Annotated in this window: 23 protein-coding genes and 1 tRNA gene; 10 read left to right on the plus strand and 14 right to left on the minus strand. The window is 66.3% G+C overall.

Annotated features, from left to right (window positions below):
* Positions 1-204: 204 nt before the first annotated feature.
* Positions 205-381, minus strand: coding sequence for a hypothetical protein (locus MKK63_RS09430; RefSeq protein WP_244000969.1), 177 nt, complete (start codon positions 379-381; stop codon positions 205-207).
* A 465-nt stretch (positions 382-846) separates the two neighbouring features.
* On the opposite strand from MKK63_RS09430, the gene MKK63_RS09435 reads away from it, so the two are divergent.
* Positions 847-1,029 carry an Rmf/CrpP family protein gene (locus MKK63_RS09435; RefSeq protein WP_244000971.1) on the plus strand — a complete coding sequence of 61 codons (183 nt, stop codon included), beginning with the start codon at positions 847-849 and terminating at the stop codon, positions 1,027-1,029.
* Positions 1,030-1,083: 54 nt separating this feature from the next.
* Here the strand turns inward: MKK63_RS09435 and MKK63_RS09440 are convergent, their stop codons facing one another.
* Both MKK63_RS09440 and MKK63_RS09445 read right to left on the minus strand, forming a co-directional pair.
* Positions 1,084-1,317: a hypothetical protein gene (locus MKK63_RS09440; RefSeq protein ID WP_244000973.1), complete on the minus strand. Its 234-nt coding sequence runs from the start codon at positions 1,315-1,317 to the stop codon at positions 1,084-1,086.
* Positions 1,317-1,619: a hypothetical protein gene (locus MKK63_RS09445; protein WP_244000975.1), complete on the minus strand. Its 303-nt coding sequence runs from the start codon at positions 1,617-1,619 to the stop codon at positions 1,317-1,319. The genes MKK63_RS09440 and MKK63_RS09445 overlap by 1 nt, the downstream gene beginning before the upstream one ends.
* A gap of 244 nt (positions 1,620-1,863) precedes the next feature.
* On the opposite strand from MKK63_RS09445, the gene MKK63_RS09450 reads away from it, so the two are divergent.
* The gene (locus tag MKK63_RS09450) at positions 1,864-2,100 is read left to right on the plus strand and encodes a hypothetical protein (protein WP_244000977.1); all 237 of its coding nucleotides are present in this window, start codon (positions 1,864-1,866) and stop codon (positions 2,098-2,100) included.
* 135 nt (positions 2,101-2,235) lie between these two features.
* On the opposite strand, the gene MKK63_RS09455 is transcribed toward MKK63_RS09450, so the two are convergent.
* Together MKK63_RS09455 and MKK63_RS09460 are read right to left on the minus strand one after the other, a co-directional pair.
* Positions 2,236-3,258, minus strand: coding sequence for a hypothetical protein (locus MKK63_RS09455; RefSeq protein ID WP_244000979.1), 1,023 nt, complete (start codon positions 3,256-3,258; stop codon positions 2,236-2,238).
* 140 nt (positions 3,259-3,398) lie between these two features.
* Positions 3,399-3,668 (minus strand): hypothetical protein, encoded by a 270-nt coding sequence (locus MKK63_RS09460; RefSeq protein ID WP_244000981.1) that lies wholly within the window; start codon positions 3,666-3,668, stop codon positions 3,399-3,401.
* A 317-nt stretch (positions 3,669-3,985) separates the two neighbouring features.
* Here MKK63_RS09460 and MKK63_RS09465 point away from each other — a divergent pair, with 317 nt between their 5' ends.
* The 4 genes from MKK63_RS09465 to MKK63_RS09480 are packed head-to-tail and all read left to right on the plus strand — an operon-like array spanning position 3,986 to position 5,152.
* Complete coding sequence (locus MKK63_RS09465) at positions 3,986-4,375, plus strand: hypothetical protein (RefSeq protein ID WP_244000985.1); 390 nt, start codon at positions 3,986-3,988, stop codon at positions 4,373-4,375.
* On the plus strand, positions 4,372-4,587 hold the full coding sequence (locus tag MKK63_RS09470; RefSeq protein WP_244000986.1) for a hypothetical protein: 216 nt from the start codon (positions 4,372-4,374) through the stop codon (positions 4,585-4,587). The genes MKK63_RS09465 and MKK63_RS09470 overlap by 4 nt, the downstream gene beginning before the upstream one ends.
* The gene (locus MKK63_RS09475; RefSeq protein WP_244000988.1) at positions 4,584-4,976 is read left to right on the plus strand and encodes a hypothetical protein; all 393 of its coding nucleotides are present in this window, start codon (positions 4,584-4,586) and stop codon (positions 4,974-4,976) included. Before MKK63_RS09470 ends, MKK63_RS09475 begins: the two co-directional genes overlap by 4 nt.
* Entirely contained in the window at positions 4,967-5,152 is a 186-nt protein-coding gene (locus MKK63_RS09480) for a hypothetical protein (protein ID WP_244000990.1), read from the plus strand. The genes MKK63_RS09475 and MKK63_RS09480 overlap by 10 nt, the downstream gene beginning before the upstream one ends.
* 403 nt (positions 5,153-5,555) lie before the next feature.
* On the opposite strand, the gene MKK63_RS09485 is transcribed toward MKK63_RS09480, so the two are convergent.
* The 3 genes from MKK63_RS09485 to tsaE form a co-directional block, all read right to left on the minus strand.
* Positions 5,556-5,632: transfer RNA gene (locus tag MKK63_RS09485), tRNA-Arg, on the minus strand.
* A gap of 128 nt (positions 5,633-5,760) precedes the next feature.
* The gene (locus tag MKK63_RS09490) at positions 5,761-6,513 is read right to left on the minus strand and encodes a nucleotidyltransferase family protein (RefSeq protein WP_244000992.1); all 753 of its coding nucleotides are present in this window, start codon (positions 6,511-6,513) and stop codon (positions 5,761-5,763) included.
* A gap of 18 nt (positions 6,514-6,531) precedes the next feature.
* On the minus strand, positions 6,532-8,148 hold the full coding sequence (gene tsaE, locus MKK63_RS09495; RefSeq protein WP_244000994.1) for a tRNA (adenosine(37)-N6)-threonylcarbamoyltransferase complex ATPase subunit type 1 TsaE: 1,617 nt from the start codon (positions 8,146-8,148) through the stop codon (positions 6,532-6,534).
* Positions 8,149-8,341: 193 nt separating this feature from the next.
* Here tsaE and cynS point away from each other — a divergent pair, with 193 nt between their 5' ends.
* Entirely contained in the window at positions 8,342-8,830 is a 489-nt protein-coding gene (gene cynS / locus MKK63_RS09500) for a cyanase (protein ID WP_244000996.1), read from the plus strand.
* Positions 8,831-8,959: 129 nt separating this feature from the next.
* Here the strand turns inward: cynS and MKK63_RS09505 are convergent, their stop codons facing one another.
* The 6 genes from MKK63_RS09505 to MKK63_RS09530 all read right to left on the minus strand — a co-directional run bounded on the left by MKK63_RS09505 (position 8,960) and on the right by MKK63_RS09530 (position 16,523).
* Positions 8,960-12,232: an efflux RND transporter permease subunit gene (locus MKK63_RS09505; protein ID WP_244000999.1), complete on the minus strand. Its 3,273-nt coding sequence runs from the start codon at positions 12,230-12,232 to the stop codon at positions 8,960-8,962.
* A gap of 79 nt (positions 12,233-12,311) precedes the next feature.
* Positions 12,312-13,184 carry a DUF898 family protein gene (locus tag MKK63_RS09510; protein ID WP_244001001.1) on the minus strand — a complete coding sequence of 291 codons (873 nt, stop codon included), beginning with the start codon at positions 13,182-13,184 and terminating at the stop codon, positions 12,312-12,314.
* Between the two features lie 262 nt (positions 13,185-13,446).
* The gene (locus MKK63_RS09515; RefSeq protein ID WP_243922055.1) at positions 13,447-13,881 is read right to left on the minus strand and encodes a tellurite resistance TerB family protein; all 435 of its coding nucleotides are present in this window, start codon (positions 13,879-13,881) and stop codon (positions 13,447-13,449) included.
* Between the two features lie 83 nt (positions 13,882-13,964).
* Complete coding sequence (locus MKK63_RS09520; protein ID WP_244001003.1) at positions 13,965-14,165, minus strand: DUF3606 domain-containing protein; 201 nt, start codon at positions 14,163-14,165, stop codon at positions 13,965-13,967.
* A 73-nt stretch (positions 14,166-14,238) separates the two neighbouring features.
* Complete coding sequence (locus MKK63_RS09525) at positions 14,239-14,457, minus strand: YbdD/YjiX family protein (protein WP_244001004.1); 219 nt, start codon at positions 14,455-14,457, stop codon at positions 14,239-14,241.
* 5 nt (positions 14,458-14,462) lie between these two features.
* Complete coding sequence (locus MKK63_RS09530) at positions 14,463-16,523, minus strand: carbon starvation CstA family protein (protein ID WP_244001006.1); 2,061 nt, start codon at positions 16,521-16,523, stop codon at positions 14,463-14,465.
* Positions 16,524-16,739: 216 nt separating this feature from the next.
* Here MKK63_RS09530 and MKK63_RS09535 point away from each other — a divergent pair, with 216 nt between their 5' ends.
* From MKK63_RS09535 to MKK63_RS09545, 3 genes are read left to right on the plus strand one after another with little or no spacing between them, the layout of a single operon-like run.
* Complete coding sequence (locus tag MKK63_RS09535; RefSeq protein WP_244001008.1) at positions 16,740-16,937, plus strand: DUF3311 domain-containing protein; 198 nt, start codon at positions 16,740-16,742, stop codon at positions 16,935-16,937.
* On the plus strand, positions 16,927-18,417 hold the full coding sequence (mctP, locus tag MKK63_RS09540; RefSeq protein ID WP_244001010.1) for a monocarboxylate uptake permease MctP: 1,491 nt from the start codon (positions 16,927-16,929) through the stop codon (positions 18,415-18,417). Before MKK63_RS09535 ends, mctP begins: the two co-directional genes overlap by 11 nt.
* 13 nt (positions 18,418-18,430) lie before the next feature.
* Positions 18,431-19,318 (plus strand): NAD(P)-dependent oxidoreductase, encoded by an 888-nt coding sequence (locus MKK63_RS09545; protein WP_267425098.1) that lies wholly within the window; start codon positions 18,431-18,433, stop codon positions 19,316-19,318.
* Positions 19,319-19,777 lie beyond the last annotated feature (459 nt).

Here is a 19,777-nt window from a genome sequence, read left to right on the forward strand (position 1 = left end):
CCGAACGGCCGCGTAGACTTCCACGGCAAACATCCTGGGCCCCTCCCGAAAGAGAAGCCTCTCCACTGGCCGGCTTTTACCCCGGCCGCATCAGCACCCCGCCGACGCTCCAGTGGATGGTTTTGTCACCGCCCTACACACAGAACCACGGACGGCAGATGGCGAAGGCAAAATGCCTTCACCTCCACCGCCTTATGACAACAGCTAAGCATCTTTAGAGGCAGAGTGCCTGATGATAGCCATCTCGTCAGCAATAGCGCAATCTATGGCCTCGATCTCAGCTTGCACATTCTGAATGCTCTCCTGCTGGTCAACGAGTTTTCGGCGGTCCATCACCATCTCGTCGCGAAATTTTTGCAATGCATCGAGCGGGCTTAGCATAATACTTATCCTTTTCGCGTTCGCGGCGCTGCACGTGGTCCCGCCCTATGAACCGAGCTGCTCTCTTTTAGGTTTGCATCTCGCGCCAACCGCAGTGATTTGAGACGCACGGTTCGCTCGTCAAAATCGACTTGGCTCGCTGTCGTCTCATCGCGAATAGTCTGAGCATTTGCTTTAACTATTTCTTCTCTTGAACTCGGCGTCTCTAGTTGTCCGCGGATATTAAAGGGCAAGCGGGACATTGCATAAACCCCATAATCACCTAGATTTTATAGATGGCGTCTAGGAGATCAAATTACGACCATCAAATCTTTCGAGATTTTCTAGCCAGGCTGAGGCGGCACCAATTCGGCGGCAAAGCGTCACTGCCCTCGATACCGTTGAACTACGGACACCCGTGAGAGGATCTCCATAGCCTCCGGGCAGGTTCTGCCTTCAAGACATGGATGTCCGAAGGAGGGTGTCATGGATACGTGCCAGCTGCCGATCATGAAGATCATCACGGAAGGGGCACACGCTCGCGGGATCAGGCGGCCGAAAGATGCATGCCCGTACCCGGCCAAGTCGCTGGAGCGCAGAGCGTGGATGGAGGGCTATGACGGCAGGCCCTGGAGGGATAGCCTAGATGATCCCAGGGCTGCTGCCTGACCACCTAAGAAACAGCGCATCCCGGCAGGACAGCCGCCGGGATGGCGAAAGAGCTTAGCTCTTGATACGCCTTGTTGGAAACGACACGTATTGCTCTTCGAGTTCGGCACAGCCCGCGTCGGCGATTTCGTACTCGACGCCAACAAATGATGGATCCGATCGGCCAGTGGCCGCGACGAGTCCGAGGGTCTCCAGCCGTCGCACGTAGACAGAGGCTCGGTAGAAGCGTGGCCCCAGCGCCGAGAGCGCCTGCAGGCGAGAGATGCTGCCGGGCGCGATCTTGTGCATCAGCGCTTCACTGCCTCGATGTCATCCTCGTAGATCGAGTCCGGCTGGCAGGCGTGCCACTCCTTCTTCTCGTCGGTTTGCCCCTTGCGGCCATAGCAGTAACCGGCCTGCGCCAGACGGCCGCTGAGCCGATCGCGCAGCCTGCACTGCTCATGGGTGACAGCCGGTTCCCCAGCGGCCTCACAAGCCTGCGATGCCTTCAGCTCGGCGGTCAGCAGCTCGGGTACGGACGGAAGCTGCTGCTGAGCCTGCGCGCCACCGACCGCGACGACGAGACCGATGGCGGTGAGGACATTGCGCATGGCGGGAGGATAATAGAGCTACCACCGCCGGCAAGCCTGATCGGACGCTCCCCCGCCCCGTGAGCAGATCGGGGCGGGGCTGAGCGGCGAGAAACACGGGTAGCAGATGGCGAAGGGGGACTAGGGGGCGGTGCTCGCTAACCCTGGTGCTCTCTGATAGAGCAGCACATCACTGATCGTGACCCTCGGGCATCGGTGGCTGAGAGAGTCGTGTGCTCCCGCCTTATTCCGGCAGGAGATCCGCATGCCCTCTTTCCGCTTCGATGGCTTAAACAGCGTGCAGTGCTGGCGCGTAGAGGCCGAGCTTTGTGGAAGCGGCTTAAAGCCGTGGCGTTGGGCGATCTACTCTTCAGATGCCTGGCTTGCGACCCATCGCTCGGAGGCCATGTTCCGTACTTCAAAAGCCGCTAAGCGGGTCGGCGGATTAATAGCCGCGGGGCTCTACCTGGGATCGAAGGCTGAGCGCGCCGATCTCCACTGAAGCGACAGACGATGGGCAGACCTGATCACTGAGGCTGCTTCGCCGTCGGCTCGGTTGCCCCTGCCCCACCGGCAGCGGCGACGAGAGCGAGGGCGGCGAGGGATGTGCGAGGCATCATCTACCCATCTGACTGCATCAGTCCTCGGCAATTGATGGTAGATTTGTTATACTTAGCTCATAACGAACACTGCCGTACCTCATCCTGTCGGGCGGAATCCGAACTACTCCGAATTTGACCTCGCCAAAACTTCCAGAATTATTATCGAATAGCTGGACCAAAACTTCCTCATACAGCGTTGCCAAACTATCGAGAAGTTGGACTAAAAATGATGGCAATCCAACTTCGGGATGAGCAACACCGGGATGAATGAGTTCGAAAGTGGGCCCGCCTATGTCGCCACTCGGTAGCAAGCGATAATTTTGAATCACCATTCTTTTGTTTAATTTAGGATGCTCGATAGCGTTTCTGACCTCGCGAAGAAACTTTATAAAATCAAGATTTCTTGTCAGGTAATCAGAAAATGATTCATCTTTCTTTGTATGCTTAAGATAATCTCTTAAGCCCTCAAAGTACCCTTTCTTGCACCCATCACCGTAGAACAAGGCCGAAATGTCCAACAGAGATTGGAGGCAGTGAATCGAGCTTTGAAAAAACGACTTCACCCTTGCTTCAAGCACATCGTGGTACGGCACGACGACCGAAACGCCGAGGGGATCTATTCCATCAATATTATCTACGACAGACTTCTCGAAGGCAGATATGGCATCGGAATCGTCATCCATGGACGATAAGCAGAGAGCGCCATTCATAGCCAGCCCAAGCAGCGCCTCTCTATCAAGCTCTCTGATGAATCCTGGCTGTGATAAAACCTCGGCGGTTAATATCGTTCTCGAAACCGATGGCGAGGAAGCGCCCCTCTTCGATATTTTCCTTTGCATGTTATTAAGGCTGGGATTTGTTCGCTCAGGGTCTATCCAGTCCGCCATTTTTACTTCGTACAGCGCCTCATCAGAGACTGCGATCACCCGCTTGTTCATCCCGAACAGCCCAAGCATCTTTGAGTTCGGGCTGAGACCTAGAAGCTTCATTTCGCTTGAAGCCTGCCGCTTCCGAGCAATCTCAGCTGCTAAGTTTTTTGGCGGCGAGTTATCGGGCATTTTCTCAACGTGCTCACGAGCAACCTAGGGCAAATCCGCTACGTCAGTGGGCGCGGCGCTTCAGATTGCATCGGACGCGGTCTACCTCAGCCGCACCCCCGGCACCTCGCCATTCTCGTTGATGAAGATGACGCCGGTAGCTATTTCTTCGGGACGTCAAGCTTCGCCAGTTCGCCAGCGACGGTCTCGATGTAAAAGCGCGCCGCCTTGGCTTGCTCTACTAAGATGGCCGGGCCTTGCTGCGCCGCGCCCATCTGCATTCGCTCGACACGCTGCAGCACCGCGTCGATCAGCGCGAGCGCTTGCTCTTTCGACATAACCCCACTCAGCACAAGGGCGCTGATGAAGGTTCGATGTAGCTCGATTGAGGCGAGTGCCGCACCCTCGGCTTGATGCTCTGACAACGACATTAGTTCGTCCCCTCGGTATCTTCGCGGTACCGCACATAGCCCTGGCCGGTGAGCCAGTCCGTGAGCGCATGGCGGATTGCTTCCGGGCGAGAGGGCTTCGGATCTGGCTGAGCCTCGATCCAGGCGTCTAGAGGGGCGGCATGCTCAGGCTGGAGGCGCACCGTCACCGGCTCGCCTTTACCAGTCGCTGGGCGACCTCTCCTTTTTATGCCGTCACTAATTGACATGGTCATTTTATGATGGCACAAAGCTCGGGCCGGAGCAAGGCTGGAACCCTCGCTCACGGCCCTGACCATCAACGTCTGGGATTTACGTCAATGGCTACCCACGCCCATAGCACACGCACGCCCTTATTACGCCCGGTCCGCAGCGCCCCGCCCTTATTAGGCCAGGGGCTCGACCGGCAGTCGGGCCCCGTCACCCAGGCCATCCGCGCGATGCGGGCGGCCGAGCCGCTCCCGCCCGCCGATGCCGCGATCGAGGCCATCCGCGAGGGGCTGATCCGCTATTTCCTTGAGGAGGACAGTGCCAATCGCCAGCGCGTCCGCGATCTGCGCCGCCGGATCGAGGACAGGATCGAGGCCGACCTCGCGTTATTAGATGCCCTCGACGACGACGCTGACCGCGAGTTCGAGGAGCCGGAAGCCTCGGCCTCCGAGTGGGTTGGGTGCGGCGCCCACCGCTTCAACGTCGGGAGGGCGGCATGAGCTGCAACCCGGCCTTCACAGCGCTCTCGCAGCTGGAGGGCAACATCGCCGACGTCGAGAGGTGGGGCAACACGCTGATCGCGATCGGAACGACGGACGCTCACGTAGACCCTGGTGTCGTCCTCGTTTTGGGTTGGGCGTTAAAGCGGCTCGGCGATGATCTCGATATCGAGTGGCGAACCGCGTTCGAAGCCGCGGGAGGTAAGCCATGAGCGCCACCGCATCCCGTCGAGGTCTGCTCCTAGGCCTCGCCACGCTTCCCCTCGCTGGCGGTGCGGCGGTCGCTGGCCCCACCGATTTAGCGCGTGCCTGTCGGTGGGCCGCTGATCTTTGGGTTGGCATGCACGGCCGCTGCTGCGCCGAGGAATGGGACGACGACAAGCTCGATGCGGAGATGGATCTGTACGATGCCGTCCTTCAACGCGCGCTTGTCGAACCTTCGGCCAGTCTCGATGAGGTCGCAGCCAAGGCACAGCTCTGCCTCGTCGACTTTGAAGCTCAACTCTTTCCTCTGCTGAACAGGGCTGAGAACGACGAGCCTGGCGATGGTGACCGCATGGTCCTGATCGTGCTCCGGGAGGTGATCAAGCTATGCGCATGATCTACTCCTGGCTGGCCCGCGCCAACTTGCGCCTCGCCTTGGCTGAGTACGGCCGGGCCGAGCTGCTGGATCGGTTCGCCGATGAGGCGTTGGTCCGAGCCCGAGCCCGTGTCGTGATGGCCGACAGTTTCGGCCAGCGCGCCGGCTTCCGAGAGCGGCTGATGCCGTTGCGGTGACGCCTCGGCCCGGTCGCTCGCGCGGTGGTCGAAAGGTGGCGAAACTTGCCCCACCTTTTCTGCAGCCCGGCCGGGCCTCAGGGCATCCGCTCGCCGGCTAGGGCATCACCGTCGTGGTGATGCCTTCCGCTGATCCGGGGGGCGAAAGCATCCACGCCCGCCCCTTTGCACCGGGGGGTGGAGCAGGGCGGGCGTGGATCGCCAACACCGCCCCCTCAGGCGCGCCGACACCATCCCGGTAAACTGGTGGCCGATGTCTGTAGCTGTGGCGAATGCGCCGGAACGCTGCTCAAACGACCGCCGCTCGCGCATCCGGTGCGGGCAGCAGCTGACAATGGGTTGCGCGGTTACCCGCAGCGTTACCCCGACCCGTTCAGCGATGTCATGAAACTTAGCTAAGTGATGGCGCGCCCGAAAGGATTCGAACCTCTGACCCCCAGATTCGTAGTCTGGTGCTCTATCCAGCTGAGCTACGGGCGCCTGACACGGCGGCGGGGTCTTGGCCCGCCGGTGTGAAGGGGCTTCTAGAGGCTCGGATCGGGCTTGGCAAGACACCGCGTCGCAAGACCTTCACGCTTCGCGCGAACACCGGCCCGGCAGCGGCCGGATTACAGGATCCGGGCGCTCGCCTTCACCCGCTCCTCCGCGGCCCGAATCGCGTCGGGCGTGCCGACATGCAACCACTGGCCGTCCAGGCGCATGCCGAACAGCCGCCCCGCCGCGATCGCCCGGTCGAACAGGAGGTTCAGAGAGAAAGCACCCTCGGGCGTGTCGGCGAACAGCCCCGGGCTCAGGATCGCCACGCCCGCGTAGATGAAGGGCGCCACCACCCGCTCGCCGCGGCGCTCCAGGCGCCCATCCGCGGCCATCACGAAGTCGCCAGCCCCCTCGTAGCCGAGGCTGGTCGTGGTGGGGGCGACCAGAAGCAGCCCGTCCATGCGCTGGGCATCCCAGGTCTCGATCAGCCGGCGCAGGTTGGAGGCCGGCCCCTCCAGCCAGAACGAATCCGAGTTGAGAACCGCGAACGGCGCATCCCCGAGGAGCGGCAGCGCCTTGCGGATGCCCCCACCGGTCTCCAGGAGCGCCGCGCGCTCGTCCGAGAGGATCGTGGCCGGGCCCGCGCTCGGTCCCTCGGCCCGGCGGGCGAGGTGGCCCTCGATCAGGTCGGCCAGATAGTGGACGTTCACCACGGCCGTGCCGATCCCCGCCTCGGCGACCCGGTCGAGGGCGTGATCGAGGAGCGCCTTGCCGGCCACCTCCACCAGGGGTTTGGGCACCGTGGCGGTCACCGGCCGCATGCGCTTGCCCAGGCCTGCGGCCAGGACGAAGGCGCGGCTGACGGCGGGCTCGAGCTCGCTCATGCGGGAGGGATCCGATGGTCAGGGTTCGGGGGCGGGGGCGACGAGGCCCGGCAGGTGCTCCGCGTGCCAGGCCCGCAGCCCGGCGAGCGCCGGATGAGCGAGGTTGCGGGTGAGATAGCCCTCGATCCGCGGCAGGTGGGCCAGATAGCCGGGCTTGCCGTCGCGCCGGTCGAGGCGCGCGAAGATGCCGAGGATCTTGGTGGCGCGCTGCGCGGCGAGCAGCGCGTAGGCCGTCGCGAAGGCGCCGACATCGAAGGCCGGGTCCCGGCCGCGCCGCTCCCGCGCGTAGAGGCCGAGCAGCCGCAATTCGAACTCGGCGCTGGCATCGACCCGGGCATCCTGCAGCAGCGAGGCGACGTCGTAGGCCGGGTGGCCCATCACGGCATCCTGGAAGTCGATCAGCCCGACCCGCTCCAGCCCGTCGCGCTCGGGCAGCCAGATCAGGTTGGGGGAGTGATAGTCGCGCAAAGTCCAGGTCGGCCGGTCGGGGATCGCGCCCTGGAGCGCGGCCCGCCACAGATCCACGAAGTCCGCGCGCGCCTGCGCCGACAGGGTGACGTCCCGGATCGCCGGGGCGTACCAGTCGGGCATCAGCTCCGTCTCGAACAGCAGCGCGTCGGTATCGTAGGGCGGCAGGACGTGGTCGATCCCCTCCACCACCGGCAGGGCCGCGGGCAGCGGGGTGGCGTGGAGCCTGGCCAGCAACCGCACCGCCTCGGCGTAGCGCTCGGGCCGCGGCGTGCCGGCCTCGACCACCGGCTCGCTGCCGAGGTCCTCCAGGATCAGCAGGCCCTCGGCGAGATCCTCGCCGTAGATCTTCGGCGCCGAGAAGCCGAGCGCCCGCAGGCCCCGGTCGAGGGCCACGAAGGCGTGGACGCTCTCGGCCAGATGTACGATCGCGCTGTAGGGCTTGCCATCGCGCACCGGCGGACCGTCGGGCCGGGGCGGCGCGATCATCAGCACCGCGCTGGTGCCGTCTGGCTTGGTCAGGCGCTCGTAGGCGCGGGACGAGGCGTCGCCCTGCATCAACACGCGCTCGGCGATGTCCCAGCCGCTGCGGTCGAGGAGCCGCCGCACCGCCCGGGCCCGGTCCAGGCGGGCGCGCATGCCGCCGGAGCCGTCGATCCGGGCGAGCCGCGCCCCGGGGCCGAATTCCGCCCGCAGGGACAGGTCGATGGTGAGCACCGGCCCGTCGCGGGGCGGCATCCGCTCGGGCCACTCGACCAGGGTGATCGCCTCGTCGGCCATCTCGTCGAAGCCGAGTTCCACCAGCTCGTCGGCGTCGCGCAGGCGGTAGAGGTCGGCGTGGATGATCGGCCGTCCGTCCCGGGCGGTGTAGGGCTGGATCAGCGTGAAGGTCGGGCTCGGCACCTCCAGGCGCGGATCGCCGGCCAGTTCCCGGATGATCGCCCGCGCCAGCGTGGTCTTGCCGCCGCCCAGGCCTCCGGAGAGCGCCACAACGTCCCCCGGGAGCAGGAGCTCCGACAGGAACAGGCCGAGATCCTCGGTGGCGGGCTCCTCCGGCAGCACGAATTCCCATGGCGCCGGCCGCGCGGATGCGACCTCCGGCCCGCCGGTCCCCTGCCCGTCCCGATCGTCTCCGTCCAAAGCCGCCTCCGAGACCTGAAGACGCATGGTCCGAAAACACGCTCCGGATGCAAGGGTTTCCGGCCGCGGTTGTGCGCTTCCCGCCCATCCGGTGCACCGAAAGCACGCTTCCGCGCCTGTCGCCGCCCCGATTGGCATACGGCTTGCCGAAGGGGCGCGGCCGCACCGCCGGCCGGCCCTCAAGCCGGAACCGGCCGAACCATCAGTCAAGGAGGAAACGATGAAGCGCCAGGACCTGACCGAGAAGCTTCTCGACATCAAGCGCGAGAAGAGCTGGAGCTGGAAGCACATCCACGAGGAGATCGGCGGCCTGTCGCCGTTCCTGATCACGGCGGCCTGCATGGGCCAGATGAAGCTGCCCAAGGCCCAGGCCAAGCGGGCGGCCGAGCTGTTCGGCCTCACCGCGGCCGAGGAGCGGATGCTGAACGAGGCGCCCTACCGCGGCTCGATTGCGTCGATGCCGCCCACCGACCCGCTGATCTACCGGTTCTACGAGCTGGTGATGGTCTACGGCACGACCTTCAAGGAGCTGATCCAGGAGGAGTTCGGCGACGGCATCATGTCGGCGATCGACTTCAACATGGAGATGGCCCGGGAGGCCAACAACAAGGGCGACCGGGTGAAGCTCACCATGTCGGGCAAGTTTTTGCCGTACAAGTATTACGGCAACGACGACGACACGCCGGAATATGGGTTCAAGGAGGGCTGATTCATTTCCCCTCCCCCCTGCGGGGAGGGGTCAGGGGTGGGTCAGAAAGAGGCGCACCGGTGCCTCCTGCACCACCCCCACCTCCAACTCCTCCCCGCAAGGGGGAGGAGAGATCCGCGCGTCTGATCCTCAGGCCGCCGCCGGCTGCCCCTCCGGCTCCAGGTAATCCTGCACCGGCTGCGCGGGCCCGCTCCGCATCAGCACGTAGAGGAACGGCACCAGCAGCAGCGTCGCCGGCGTCGCGAAGGCGATGCCGCCCATCACGGCCCGCGCGAGCGCCGCGTTCTGCTCGCCGCCCTCGCCCGTGCCGAGCGCCATCGGGATCAGCCCGAAGAACATCGCCGAGGCGGTCATCAGCACCGGCCGCAGCCGGGTCTCGCCCGCGGTGATCGCCGCCTCCTGGGCGCTGCAGTTCGTCGCCTCCCGGTGCTCCTTGGCGAAGGTCACGAGCAGAATCGAGTTCGCCGAGGCGATGCCCACTGACATGATCGCCCCGAAGATCGACGGGATCGAGAACGCGGTGCCGGTGATGAACAGCGCGAAGGTGATGCCGCAGAACGCCATGGGCAGCGCCGCGATCACCACGAAGGGGTCGCCCCAGCTCTGATAGTTCACCGCCATCAGCAGATAGACGGCGATCAGCGCGATGCCTAGGCCGATCTCCAGGCGGAAGAAGGCCGAGCGCATGTTCTCGATCTGGCCGCGGACCGCGATCTTGTCGGGCGCCTCCAGGTTCTTCTGCTCGTCCTGCACGACCGCGTCGATGTCGCGCGCCACCGAGCCGAGGTCACGGTCCTGCACAGCGGCGAAGATGTCGAAGGTCGGCTGGATGTTGACGTGGCTGATCATGGTCTGCGTCGGCATCCGGCGCAGATCCGCGAGGCTGGAGAGCAGCGTCAGCACGCCGGGGCCGGAGCCCGAGGTCGCGGCCGCGCGGACGAACATCGGCGTGTTGCGCAGGTCGGTCAGCGAGCTGTTGCGGTACTCGGGCGTCTGCACCCAGAGCTGATAGGGGATGCCGGTCTTCGGATCGGGCCAGAAGTTCGGCGTCACCTGATAGCTGCCCGACAGCGAGATGTTCATGTTCTGCGCCACCTGCTGCTCGGTGAGCCCGAGTTCGGAGGCGAGGCGCCGGTCGACGTCGACGTAGAATTGCGGCTCGTTGACGATCTGCTGCAGATGGACGTCGACGAGGCCCTTGGTGTGCTTCAGCCGCTGCACGATACGCTGGGCGACCTCCAGATCCTTCTCCTTGTGCCGGCCGGAGACCTGCACGTCGATCGGCGTGATGACGCCGAAATTCAGGATCTGGGTGATCATGTCGGCGGGCTGGAAATACACGGTCACGTCGGGGAAGCGCTTCATCAGCACGTCCCGCAGGCGTTTCGTGTAGCCGGCCACTGAGCCGTGGCCCTCCTTGAGGCTGATGAGCATCTGCCCGTCGTTGTAGGAGACGAACGAGCCGTCCGAGAACGCGAAGTTGTAGTTGTTCGAGGGCAGGCCGATGTTCTGGAGGATCTGGTCGACCTCGGCCGGCGGGATGATCGCGCGGACCGTATCCTCGACCTCGGCGAAGACCTGCCGGGTGGTCTCGATGCGCATGCCGGTGCGGGTGCGCAGATGCAGGGTCATCTGGCTCGCCTCGATCTGCGGGAAGTAATCCTGCCCGACGAAGACGAACAGCACGCCAGTCATCCCGAGTACGACGCCGACGACGCCCAGGGTGACGATCCGGTGGCGCAAAACCGCGTGCAGCAGGCCGACATAGCCCCGGTGGAACCGGGTGAAGCCGCGCTCGAAGTGGCCATGGACCCAGCCGGCAAGCCGCATGACCGGCGCACCGATGAGACCGACGGCGCGGGCGATGCGGCCCCGCCGGGGCGGCTCCTGCTGGTCCCGGCCCTTGGCGTGCTTCTGCCGGTATTCCGGCGCCACGATCACGTCGATCAGCAGCGGCACCAAGGTGCGCGACAGCAGGTAGGAGGTCAGCATCGCGAACACGACCGCCAGCGCCTGCGGCGTGAACAGGTACTTTGGCGTGTCGGTGAGCGCGAACACCGCCGTGAAGGCCGCGCAGATCGCGAGCGTCGAGATCAACGCCGGCTTGGCGATGCCGGCGGCGCCATGGACCACGCTCTCGCGGAACTCCTCGCCCTCCTCGAACAGCCGGTAGGTGTTCTCGATCGCCACCGTGGCGTCGTCCACGAGGATGCCGACCGCGAGCGCCAGCCCGCCCAGCGTCATGACGTTGATGGTCTCGCCGAGCGCCGCCAGCACGGCGAGCGAGGTCATCACGCAGAGCGGGATCGAGATCAGCACGATGATCGTCGAACGCCAGGAGCCGAGGAACAGCAGGATCGCGAGCCCGGTCAGGGCCGCCGCGGTCAGCGCCTCGTGCAGCACGCCCTCAATGGCGTTTGAGACGAAGACCGACTGGTCGAACAGCTGCTTGATCGACAGCCCCTCGGGCGCCGCCGCGCGGATCGTCGGCATCGCCGCCTTGACGTTGTTGACGACGTTCAGCGTCGAGGCGGTGCCGTTCTTGATGATCTGCATCAGCACGGCCTGCTGGCCGTCGGCGCTCACCACGTTGACCTGCGGCGGGCCGCCGTCGCGGACATAGGCCACGTCGCGCATCAGCACGGGCTGGCCGGCCACCACCTTGATCGGCGCGAGGTTGAGGGTCTCGATCGAGGGCGGGGTGGCGTTGAGCTGGACTGGGTATTGTTGCTCGCCGATCTTGGCGAGGCCGGACGGCACCGTCAGGTTCTGGGCCGTCATGGCGTTGGTGACGTCGAGCGGCGTCAGGCCGAGCGCCTGCAGGGCGTTGAGGTCGAGATCGACCATGATCTGCCGCGGCGCGCCGCCGAAGGGCGACGGCAGCGTCGAGCCCGGCACCTGCGCCAGCGTCTGGCGGATCCGGTACTGGGCGTAATCGTAGACCTCGTTGAGGCTCTGTTTGGCCGAGGTCAGGGCGAGCTGGATCACCGGCACCGAGGAGGCGGAGTAGCGCACGATCACCGGCGGCTGCGTGCCGGTGGGCATCACGGCGCGGATCGAGTTGGTCGAGGACACCACCTGGGCGATCGCGAGGTCGATGCTGACGGTCGGGTCGAAGTAGATGCGCTGCACCGCCGTGCCCTGGAGCGTGGTCGACTCCATGCGGCGGATGTTGTTGACGTTGTTGGAGATGCCGTATTCGGCATAGGTGGTGATGCGCTGTTCCATCTCCGGCGCCGACAGGCCGGTATAGGTCCAGACCACCACGACGACCGGGATGTCGACGACCGGCAGCACGTCCTTGGGGGTGACGACGATGGCGCCGATGCCGCCCAGCATCATCAGCACCGCGAGCACGTAGGTCGTGATCCGGAACTTGAGGGCGTAGAGGACGAGGCCCATGCGGTCTCCGCCGGCCGGCGCGGGGCCGGCAACTCCGCGTTGTGTACCGGCTAGCCGTTACACCCGGACTGTTTCGCTATCACGTCCGGACAGGCAAGGGACGGGCCGCGTCGCCGCAGGGTTGCGGTGGCGCGCGGGGGAACGCCGAGTGGCGCCATCTTGCCGGCATGGGCCCGCAGATCGCCTTCAGCGCCGTCCAGTCCGGCGAGTCGAGGAGGGGTGCCCGCGCGCCGGACGGGGCTGTCGCGAGCAACCGCATCACCGCGGCACGGTCCCGGGTAAAGGGATGGGTGCGCAAGTAAGCCGGATCCCCACCGCTATCGGCCGCGATCCGCTCCAGAATGGTGGCCACGGCCGCCCCGTCGCCGCCCGCCCGGGCGAGGGCCGCGACCGCATAGCCATCGGCTGCACGCTCGGCCTCCCGGCTGTGACGGGCCGACGACACGGTCTGCCCGAGCGCCACCACGACGGCCGAGCCGGTCACGTCGCCCGTCAGATAGCCGCGCACGAAGGCGAAGCCGGAATTGCGGATCAGCCTCCGGGTCGCGGTCGCGAAGACCAGGATGCACCAGCCGGAGGCCCGTGCCGCGTAGGCGAGTCCCGATCCGTCCTGGCCCAGGCGGGTGCCGCGCCACAAGGTGCGGGAGACTCGGTAGCGGCGGCAGCGGCACAGCGCGAGCTGCCCGAGGACGAACAGCACGACGACGCTGAGGAGCGCCGAGACCTCGGCGACGTTCGGGAACAGGAGCGAGACCGCGAACAGGCCGACATAGGCCTGCACGAGGACCACGATCGCGACGAGAAACCCGAGGAACAGCTCCTGCCCGCCGACGACATAGAGGGCGGTCGACCCATCCACGACGGTCCGACTGCAGAGGAAGCGCTGCAGGTTCGAGATGTACCAGAATCGGTAGAGGCCGGAGGTGAGGAGCGAGAGCAGGAAGCCCTTCACCACGATCCCGGTCAGCCCGTCGAGCCGAAGGTCACCTCGCCTTCGCGCGTCGTCGCGACGGCCCCTGCCCCGATCCGATCGCCCATCCTGCCCCCGACACGCCACAGATTCGCGGCGTCGGCGGAGTCTTGCGCATCGGCCAGGAATGCTCAAGACAAACGGGCGTCACGACCCAGCCGAGGGCCGAAGCGCAAAGATTTCCTGTCGGCGGTACAACAGATCGACGGTCGAAACGAGCCGCAAAATTCTACTTCTAAGAGGATCAGCGCAGCAGGGCCGACTTATCGACTTGCAGGGCCCCGGCGATTTCATCGAGTGCCTTGTGCTCGACCGCGCTGATGCCGTCGATATCGGCCACGTCGGCGCCGATCAGGAATACGTCCTGGCGCTGCTCGATCGGCCGCTCCGCGATGGCGCCGATGAGGCGCAGGTTCTCCAGCCGGCCGGCCCGGGTCTTGGCCCGGGCGATCGCCTCGTAGAGTTCCTGCTCGACCCGCAGGGTGTCGTAGGATTTCTCGAGGATCGGGTTCGCGCGGATCCCGGTGATCGCCGATTCGATCTCCTCCTCGGCGACATCGCCATCCGCCACGATGACGTTGGCGGCGGACGAGACCGCCGCCAGCAGAAAGACGGCATCGCCCGCATACGACATGATCGTGCGGCCGAACCGAAGGATGGCGTCTTGAAAAATGCTCATGCCGATTCCCGTCCGGTCGGAGATGGCGGATATTGTGGCCGCCGAGTCAAGATGCGGCCGAGCTTGCCCAGGGGATGCCGCTTTCAGGTGGCGGGTTCATGCCCCGGCCAGTCCCGTCCGAGATGGGCCGCCACGCGGGCCGGATCGTCGCCGACCTCCGCCACGGCCGCCTCGACCTGCTCCACGGGCACCATGAACCGGCGCGCCCAGTAGGCTCTCTCCCAGGCATGGCCGACGTTCACGGCCCGGGGCTCGGTCGGATCCTGCTCGCCCTCGTCGGCCATCGGCCCTCCGCATCGCGCGAGGGCCGATGGCCCCCGGCGTGTCAAACGCCGGCCGGGGCCGATCGGGTCCCGCTCAGCAGCAGCGGAATCCCGACGTGTTGCCGACCCCGAAGCGGGCGTTCTCGCGATTGCGAAAGAACTCCACCTCGGTCATCGGCGGCCGGTCGGGATGGGTGCGGCGGATATGGTCGGCATAGACCGCGTAATCCCCCTGCCCGACCATCAGCCGGGCGCCGTCGCAGACGCATTTGGACAGTGTCCTGAGCCGGTCGCGCAGGTTCGTCGGCTGCATGGGCCCTACTCCGCAGGGACCAGGCGCGGCTCGGTCTCCAGCGCGGTCCAGCGATCGGCCCGCCATGCCTTCAGGCAGGCCGCGATGCCGAAGCCCACGATGGCCACGACGAGGCCGATGAACAGGGCCGCCAGCACCGCGTCGATCCGGTCGTTGAGGATGATCTGGCTCATCTGGTCGGCGGTCTTGGCGGGCGCCAGGATCTTGCCCTCGGCCGCAGCCGTGGCGTAGCGCTCGGCATGGGCCAGGAACCCGATCTTCGGATCGGCGGAGAAGATCTTCTGCCAGCCGGCCGTGAGGGTGCACAGGCACAGCCACGCGGTCGGGATGATGGTCACGAACGCGTAGCGCTCGCGCTTCATCTTGAAGATCACCACCGTGCACAGCGTCAGCGCCACCGCGGCGAGCATCTGGTTCGAGATGCCGAAGAGCGGCCACAGGGTGTTGATGCCGCCGAGCGGGTCGGTCACCCCCTGGTACAGGAAGTAGCCCCAGGCGCCGACCGAGATGGCGGTCGCCGCGATGCTCGGCCCCCACGACGTGGTGTTCTTGAACGACGGCACCGCCAGCGCGACGAGATCCTGCACCATGAACCGGCAGGCGCGCGTCCCCGCATCCACCGCGGTGAGGATGAACAGGGCCTCGAACAGGATCGCGAAGTGATACCAGAAGGCCATCATCACCTTGCCGCCGATGGCCGAGGAGATGATGTGGGCCATGCCGACCGCCAGCGTCGGAGCGCCGCCGGCCCGCGAAATGATGGTGCGCTCGCCGACGTCGGCGGCGGTCTGGGTGATGATCTCAGGCGTCGTGGCGAAGCCGAGCTTGGTCACGGCGGCGGCTGCGGTTTCCGGCGTGGTGCCGATGAGCGCCGCGGGCGCGTTCATGGTGAAGTACACGCCCGGGTCGATCACGCAGGCCGAGACCAGCGCCATGATCGCCACGAAGGATTCCATCAGCATGCCGCCGTAGCCGATGAAGCGGGCATCGGCCTCGCTGGCGATCAGCTTCGGCGTGGTGCCCGACGCGATCAGGGCGTGGAAGCCCGAGACCGCGCCGCACGCGATGGTGATGAACAGGAACGGGAACAGGCTGCCGGCCCAGACCGGGCCGGTGCCGTCCACGAACTTGGTGACCGCCGGCATCTGCAGGTGCGGAGCGACGACCGCGATGCCGAGCGCCAGCCCGACGATGGTGCCGATCTTGAGGAAGGTCGACAGGTAGTCGCGCGGGGCGAGCAGCAGCCAGACCGGCAGGATCGAGGCGACGAAGCCGTAGCCGATCAGCATCCAGCAGAGCTGCGGGCCCGTGAAGGTGAAGGCCGGGCCCCAGACCGGGCTCGCCGCCACCGAGCCGCCGGCCATGATCGCCAGCATCAGCAGGACGAAGCCGAGGACCGAGACCTCGCCGATCTTGCCCGGGCGGATGTACCGGGAATAGACGCCCATCAGCATGGCGATCGGGATCGTCGACATCACCGTGAAGGTGCCCCAGGGGCTCTCGGCCAGCGCCTTGACGACGATCAGCGCCAGCACGGCGAGCAGGATCACCATGATCAGGAAGGTGCCGAACAACGCGATGATGCCCGGCACGGTGCCGAGTTCGGCCCGGATCAGCTCGCCGAGCGACCGGCCGTCCCGGCGCATCGACACGAACAGGACCATGAAGTCCTGCACGGCGCCGGCGAGCACCACGCCGGCCAGGATCCAGAGCATGCCCGGCAGGTAGCCCATCTGGGCGGCGAGCACCGGGCCGACCAGCGGGCCCGCGCCCGCGATCGCCGCGAAATGGTGACCGAACAGGACGCCGCGGTTGGTGGGCACGTAGTCGAGCCCGTCATTGTGGCGCACGGCGGGCGTGACCCGTTTCGGGTCGAGACGCATCACCTTGTCGGCGATGAATTGGGAGTAATACCGGTAGGCGATCAGGTAGACGCAGACCGCCGCGACAACGATCCAGAGGGCGTTGACCGTCTCGCCCCGCTGGCTCGCCACGATCGCCAAAGCCGCGGCGCCGAGCGCGCCCACCAGGGCCCAGGGCCCATGCCTGCCGATCGCCGAACCCATGATGTCCCTCCCGGAGGCCGCATCGAGCTCGGTTGGCTCCCCCGAGCCCCCCGGCCGGAATTCGTGGATCCCGTGCGACAGGACCGGTTTATCCTCTCCACATCCCGTTGACGCAAGCGATCCGAACTGTGATGCAGCGCATCAGACCGCACGATAAACGCACCGTGTACCAGCGTACATTCGATGCGGACCCGACTTTCTCATCCGAGCCGGACCATGGAAACCAGACGCCGCTCGCCGCTGATGTGGCTCCTGCTGCTGCCCTTCCTGGGGCTCCTCTGGGTGCCGTTCTACAACCAGCGCGATCCGATGCTGTTCGGCTTCCCGTTCTTCTACTGGTACCAGCTGGCCTGGGTGCCGCTGACCTCCGTCATTCTCTACGTCGTCTACCGGGCCGTGCGCGATGACCGCTGATCTCGACATCCCGGCGCTGTCGGTCTTCGTCTTCTTCTTCCTGCTCGTGACCGTGATGGGTTTCGTGGCCGCGCGCTGGCGCCGGCCCGAGACCCTCGCCCATCTCGACGAATGGGGCCTCGGCGGTCGCAAGTTCGGCACGTGGATCACGTGGTTCCTGATCGGCGGCGACTTCTACACCGCCTATACGGTCATCGCGGTGCCGGCGCTGGTCTATGCGGTGGGTGCCTACGGCTTCTTCGCCCTGCCCTACACGATCATCGTCTACCCGTTCGTGTTCGCGGTGATGCCGGTCCTGTGGCAGGCCGCCAAGGACAAGGGCTACGTCACGGCGGGCGACGTCGTGTACGGCACCTACGGCTCGCGGGCGCTGGAACTCGCGGTCGCCGTCACCGGCGTGATCGCCACGATGCCCTATATCGCGCTCCAGCTGATCGGCATGGAGGTGGCGATCAAGGCCCTGGGGCTGCACGGCGAGCTGCCGCTGATCGTCGCCTTCCTGGTTTTGGCCTTCTACACCTACTCGTCGGGTCTACGGGCGCCGGCGCTGATCGCGTTCGTCAAGGACATCATGATCTACATCGTGGTGCTGGTGGCGGTGGCGATCGTGCCCTCGAAGCTCGGCGGCTACGCTGCGGTGTTCGACGCGGCCGACGCCGCCTTCAAGGCCAAGGGCTCGGGCGGCATCCTGCTCAGCCCGGCGCAGATCCTGCCCTACGCCTCGCTGGCGCTCGGCTCGGCGCTCGCGGCCTTCATGTATCCGCACACACTGACCGGCATCTTCGCCTCCTCGGGCGGCAACACGATCCGCAAGAACGCGGTGCTGCTGCCGGCCTACACGCTGCTCCTCGGGCTGCTCGCCATGCTGGGCTATATGGGCCACGCGGCCGGACTGAAGGTGACGAGCAACAACGACATCGTGCCCGCCCTGTTCAAGACCCTGTTCCCGAGCTGGTTCGCGGGCTTCGCCTTCGCGGCGATCGCCATCGGCGCCCTGGTGCCGGCGGCGGTGATGTCGATCGGTGCCGCCAACCTGTTCTCGCGCAACGTCTGGAAAGCCTACGTCAACCCGAACGTGACCTCGGCCGGCGAGGCGCAGGTCGCCAAGATCACCTCCATGCTGGTCAAGCTCGGCGCGCTGGTGGCGATCCTGGTCCTGCCGACGCAGTTCGCGCTCGATCTCCAGCTGCTCGGCGGGCTGTGGATCCTGCAGACCCTGCCGGCCCTGGTGTTCGGCCTCTACGTCTCGTGGTTCCGGGCACCGGCTCTGCTGGCCGGCTGGGCGGTGGGTTTCGTGGCCGGCAGCCTGATCGCGTGGTCGGACGGCCTGAAGCCGCTGCACAGCCTGACCTTCGGCGACACGAAGCTCACGCTCTATACCGGGCTCCTGGCGCTCGCCGTGAACATCGTCGTGGCGGTGCTGGTGAACGCGGTGCTGACCCTGGGCGGCCGGAATACGGCCGTCGCGGCGGGCCGCTGAGCCCGTCGGAAGCCTGTTTGAGGAGAGCACAATGGCGAAGGTCGCATTCCTGGGTCTCGGCGTGATGGGCGGCCCGATGGCGGGCCACCTCGCCAAGAAGGGGGGCCACGCTGTCACGGTCTACAACCGCACCACCCCGAAGGCGGAAGCCTGGGTGAAGACCTATGGCGGCGCCTTCGCGCCGACGCCCCGGCAGGCCGTCGAGGGCGCCGAGATCGTGTTCGCCTGCGTCGGCAACGACGATGACCTGCGCAGCGTCGTGCTGGGCGATGACGGGGCGCTCGCCGGCATGAAGCCCGGCGCGATCTTCGTGGATCACACCACGGCCTCGGCCGAGGTCGCGCGGGAACTCGCCGCCGCGGCCGAGGCGAAGGGCGTCGGCTTCATCGACGCCCCGGTCTCCGGCGGCCAGGCGGGCGCCGAGAACGGCGTGCTCACCGTGATGTGCGGCGGCGAGGCCGCGACCTACGCCAAGGTCGAGGGCGCGATCGGATCCTTCGCCCGGGCCTGCCGGCTGATGGGCCCGGTGGGCTCCGGCCAGCTCACTAAGATGGTCAATCAGATCTGCATCGCCGGTCTGGTCCAGGGCCTGTCGGAGGGCGTTCACTTCGCCAAGCGGGCCGGCCTCGACGTCGAGGCGGTGCTCGACGTGATCTCCAAGGGGGCCGCCGGCTCCTGGCAGATGGAGAACCGCGGCAAGACCATGAGCGCGGGTACATTCGACTTCGGTTTCGCGGTCGACTGGATGCGCAAGGACCTCGGGATCCTGCTGGACGAGGCCCGCCGCAACGGGGCGAAGCTCCCGGTCTCCGCGCTGGTGGATCAGTTCTACGCCGAGGTGCAGGCCATGGGCGGCAACCGCTGGGACACGTCGAGCCTCGTGGCGCGGCTGGAGCGCTGAGTTTTTTCGCACTTCAGAAGGCCGGGGAACCCGCACGGCAATCCAGATCCCGCCACGGCCCCTCCCTCCCCCTCTGTGGGCCACGGTCTTCACGCATCTCAGGCTAAGGCGCGGGTTCCCCTCTCCCCGCGGGCGGGGAGAGGCCCGCACGGACCTCGTCGTCCGTGCGGGAAGCGGAGGCGAAGCCGCAGCGGCGGTGAGGGGGCGGCTCCGGAAGAGACTCATCCGTTCGAGCCCCCTCACCGCCGCTGCCGCCTCGCCGCGCTCCCCGACAAGGGGGAGACGCAGCCCTCTCCCCGCAAGCGGGGCGAGGGGTTTCTCGCCCACCACGCTGGCGCGCAGTCCGCAAGCCCCAGATGGGGGCGGGCGGGAGACGCGCCTCGGCACCTCCTACCGCACCACCCCCTTAACCCGCAGCGCGTCCTGCGCCTCCGCCGGATACGCCAGCTGCTCCGCCAG

This window comes from Methylobacterium sp. J-088, from assembly GCF_022829295.1.
Lineage (GTDB): Bacteria > Pseudomonadota > Alphaproteobacteria > Rhizobiales > Beijerinckiaceae > Methylobacterium.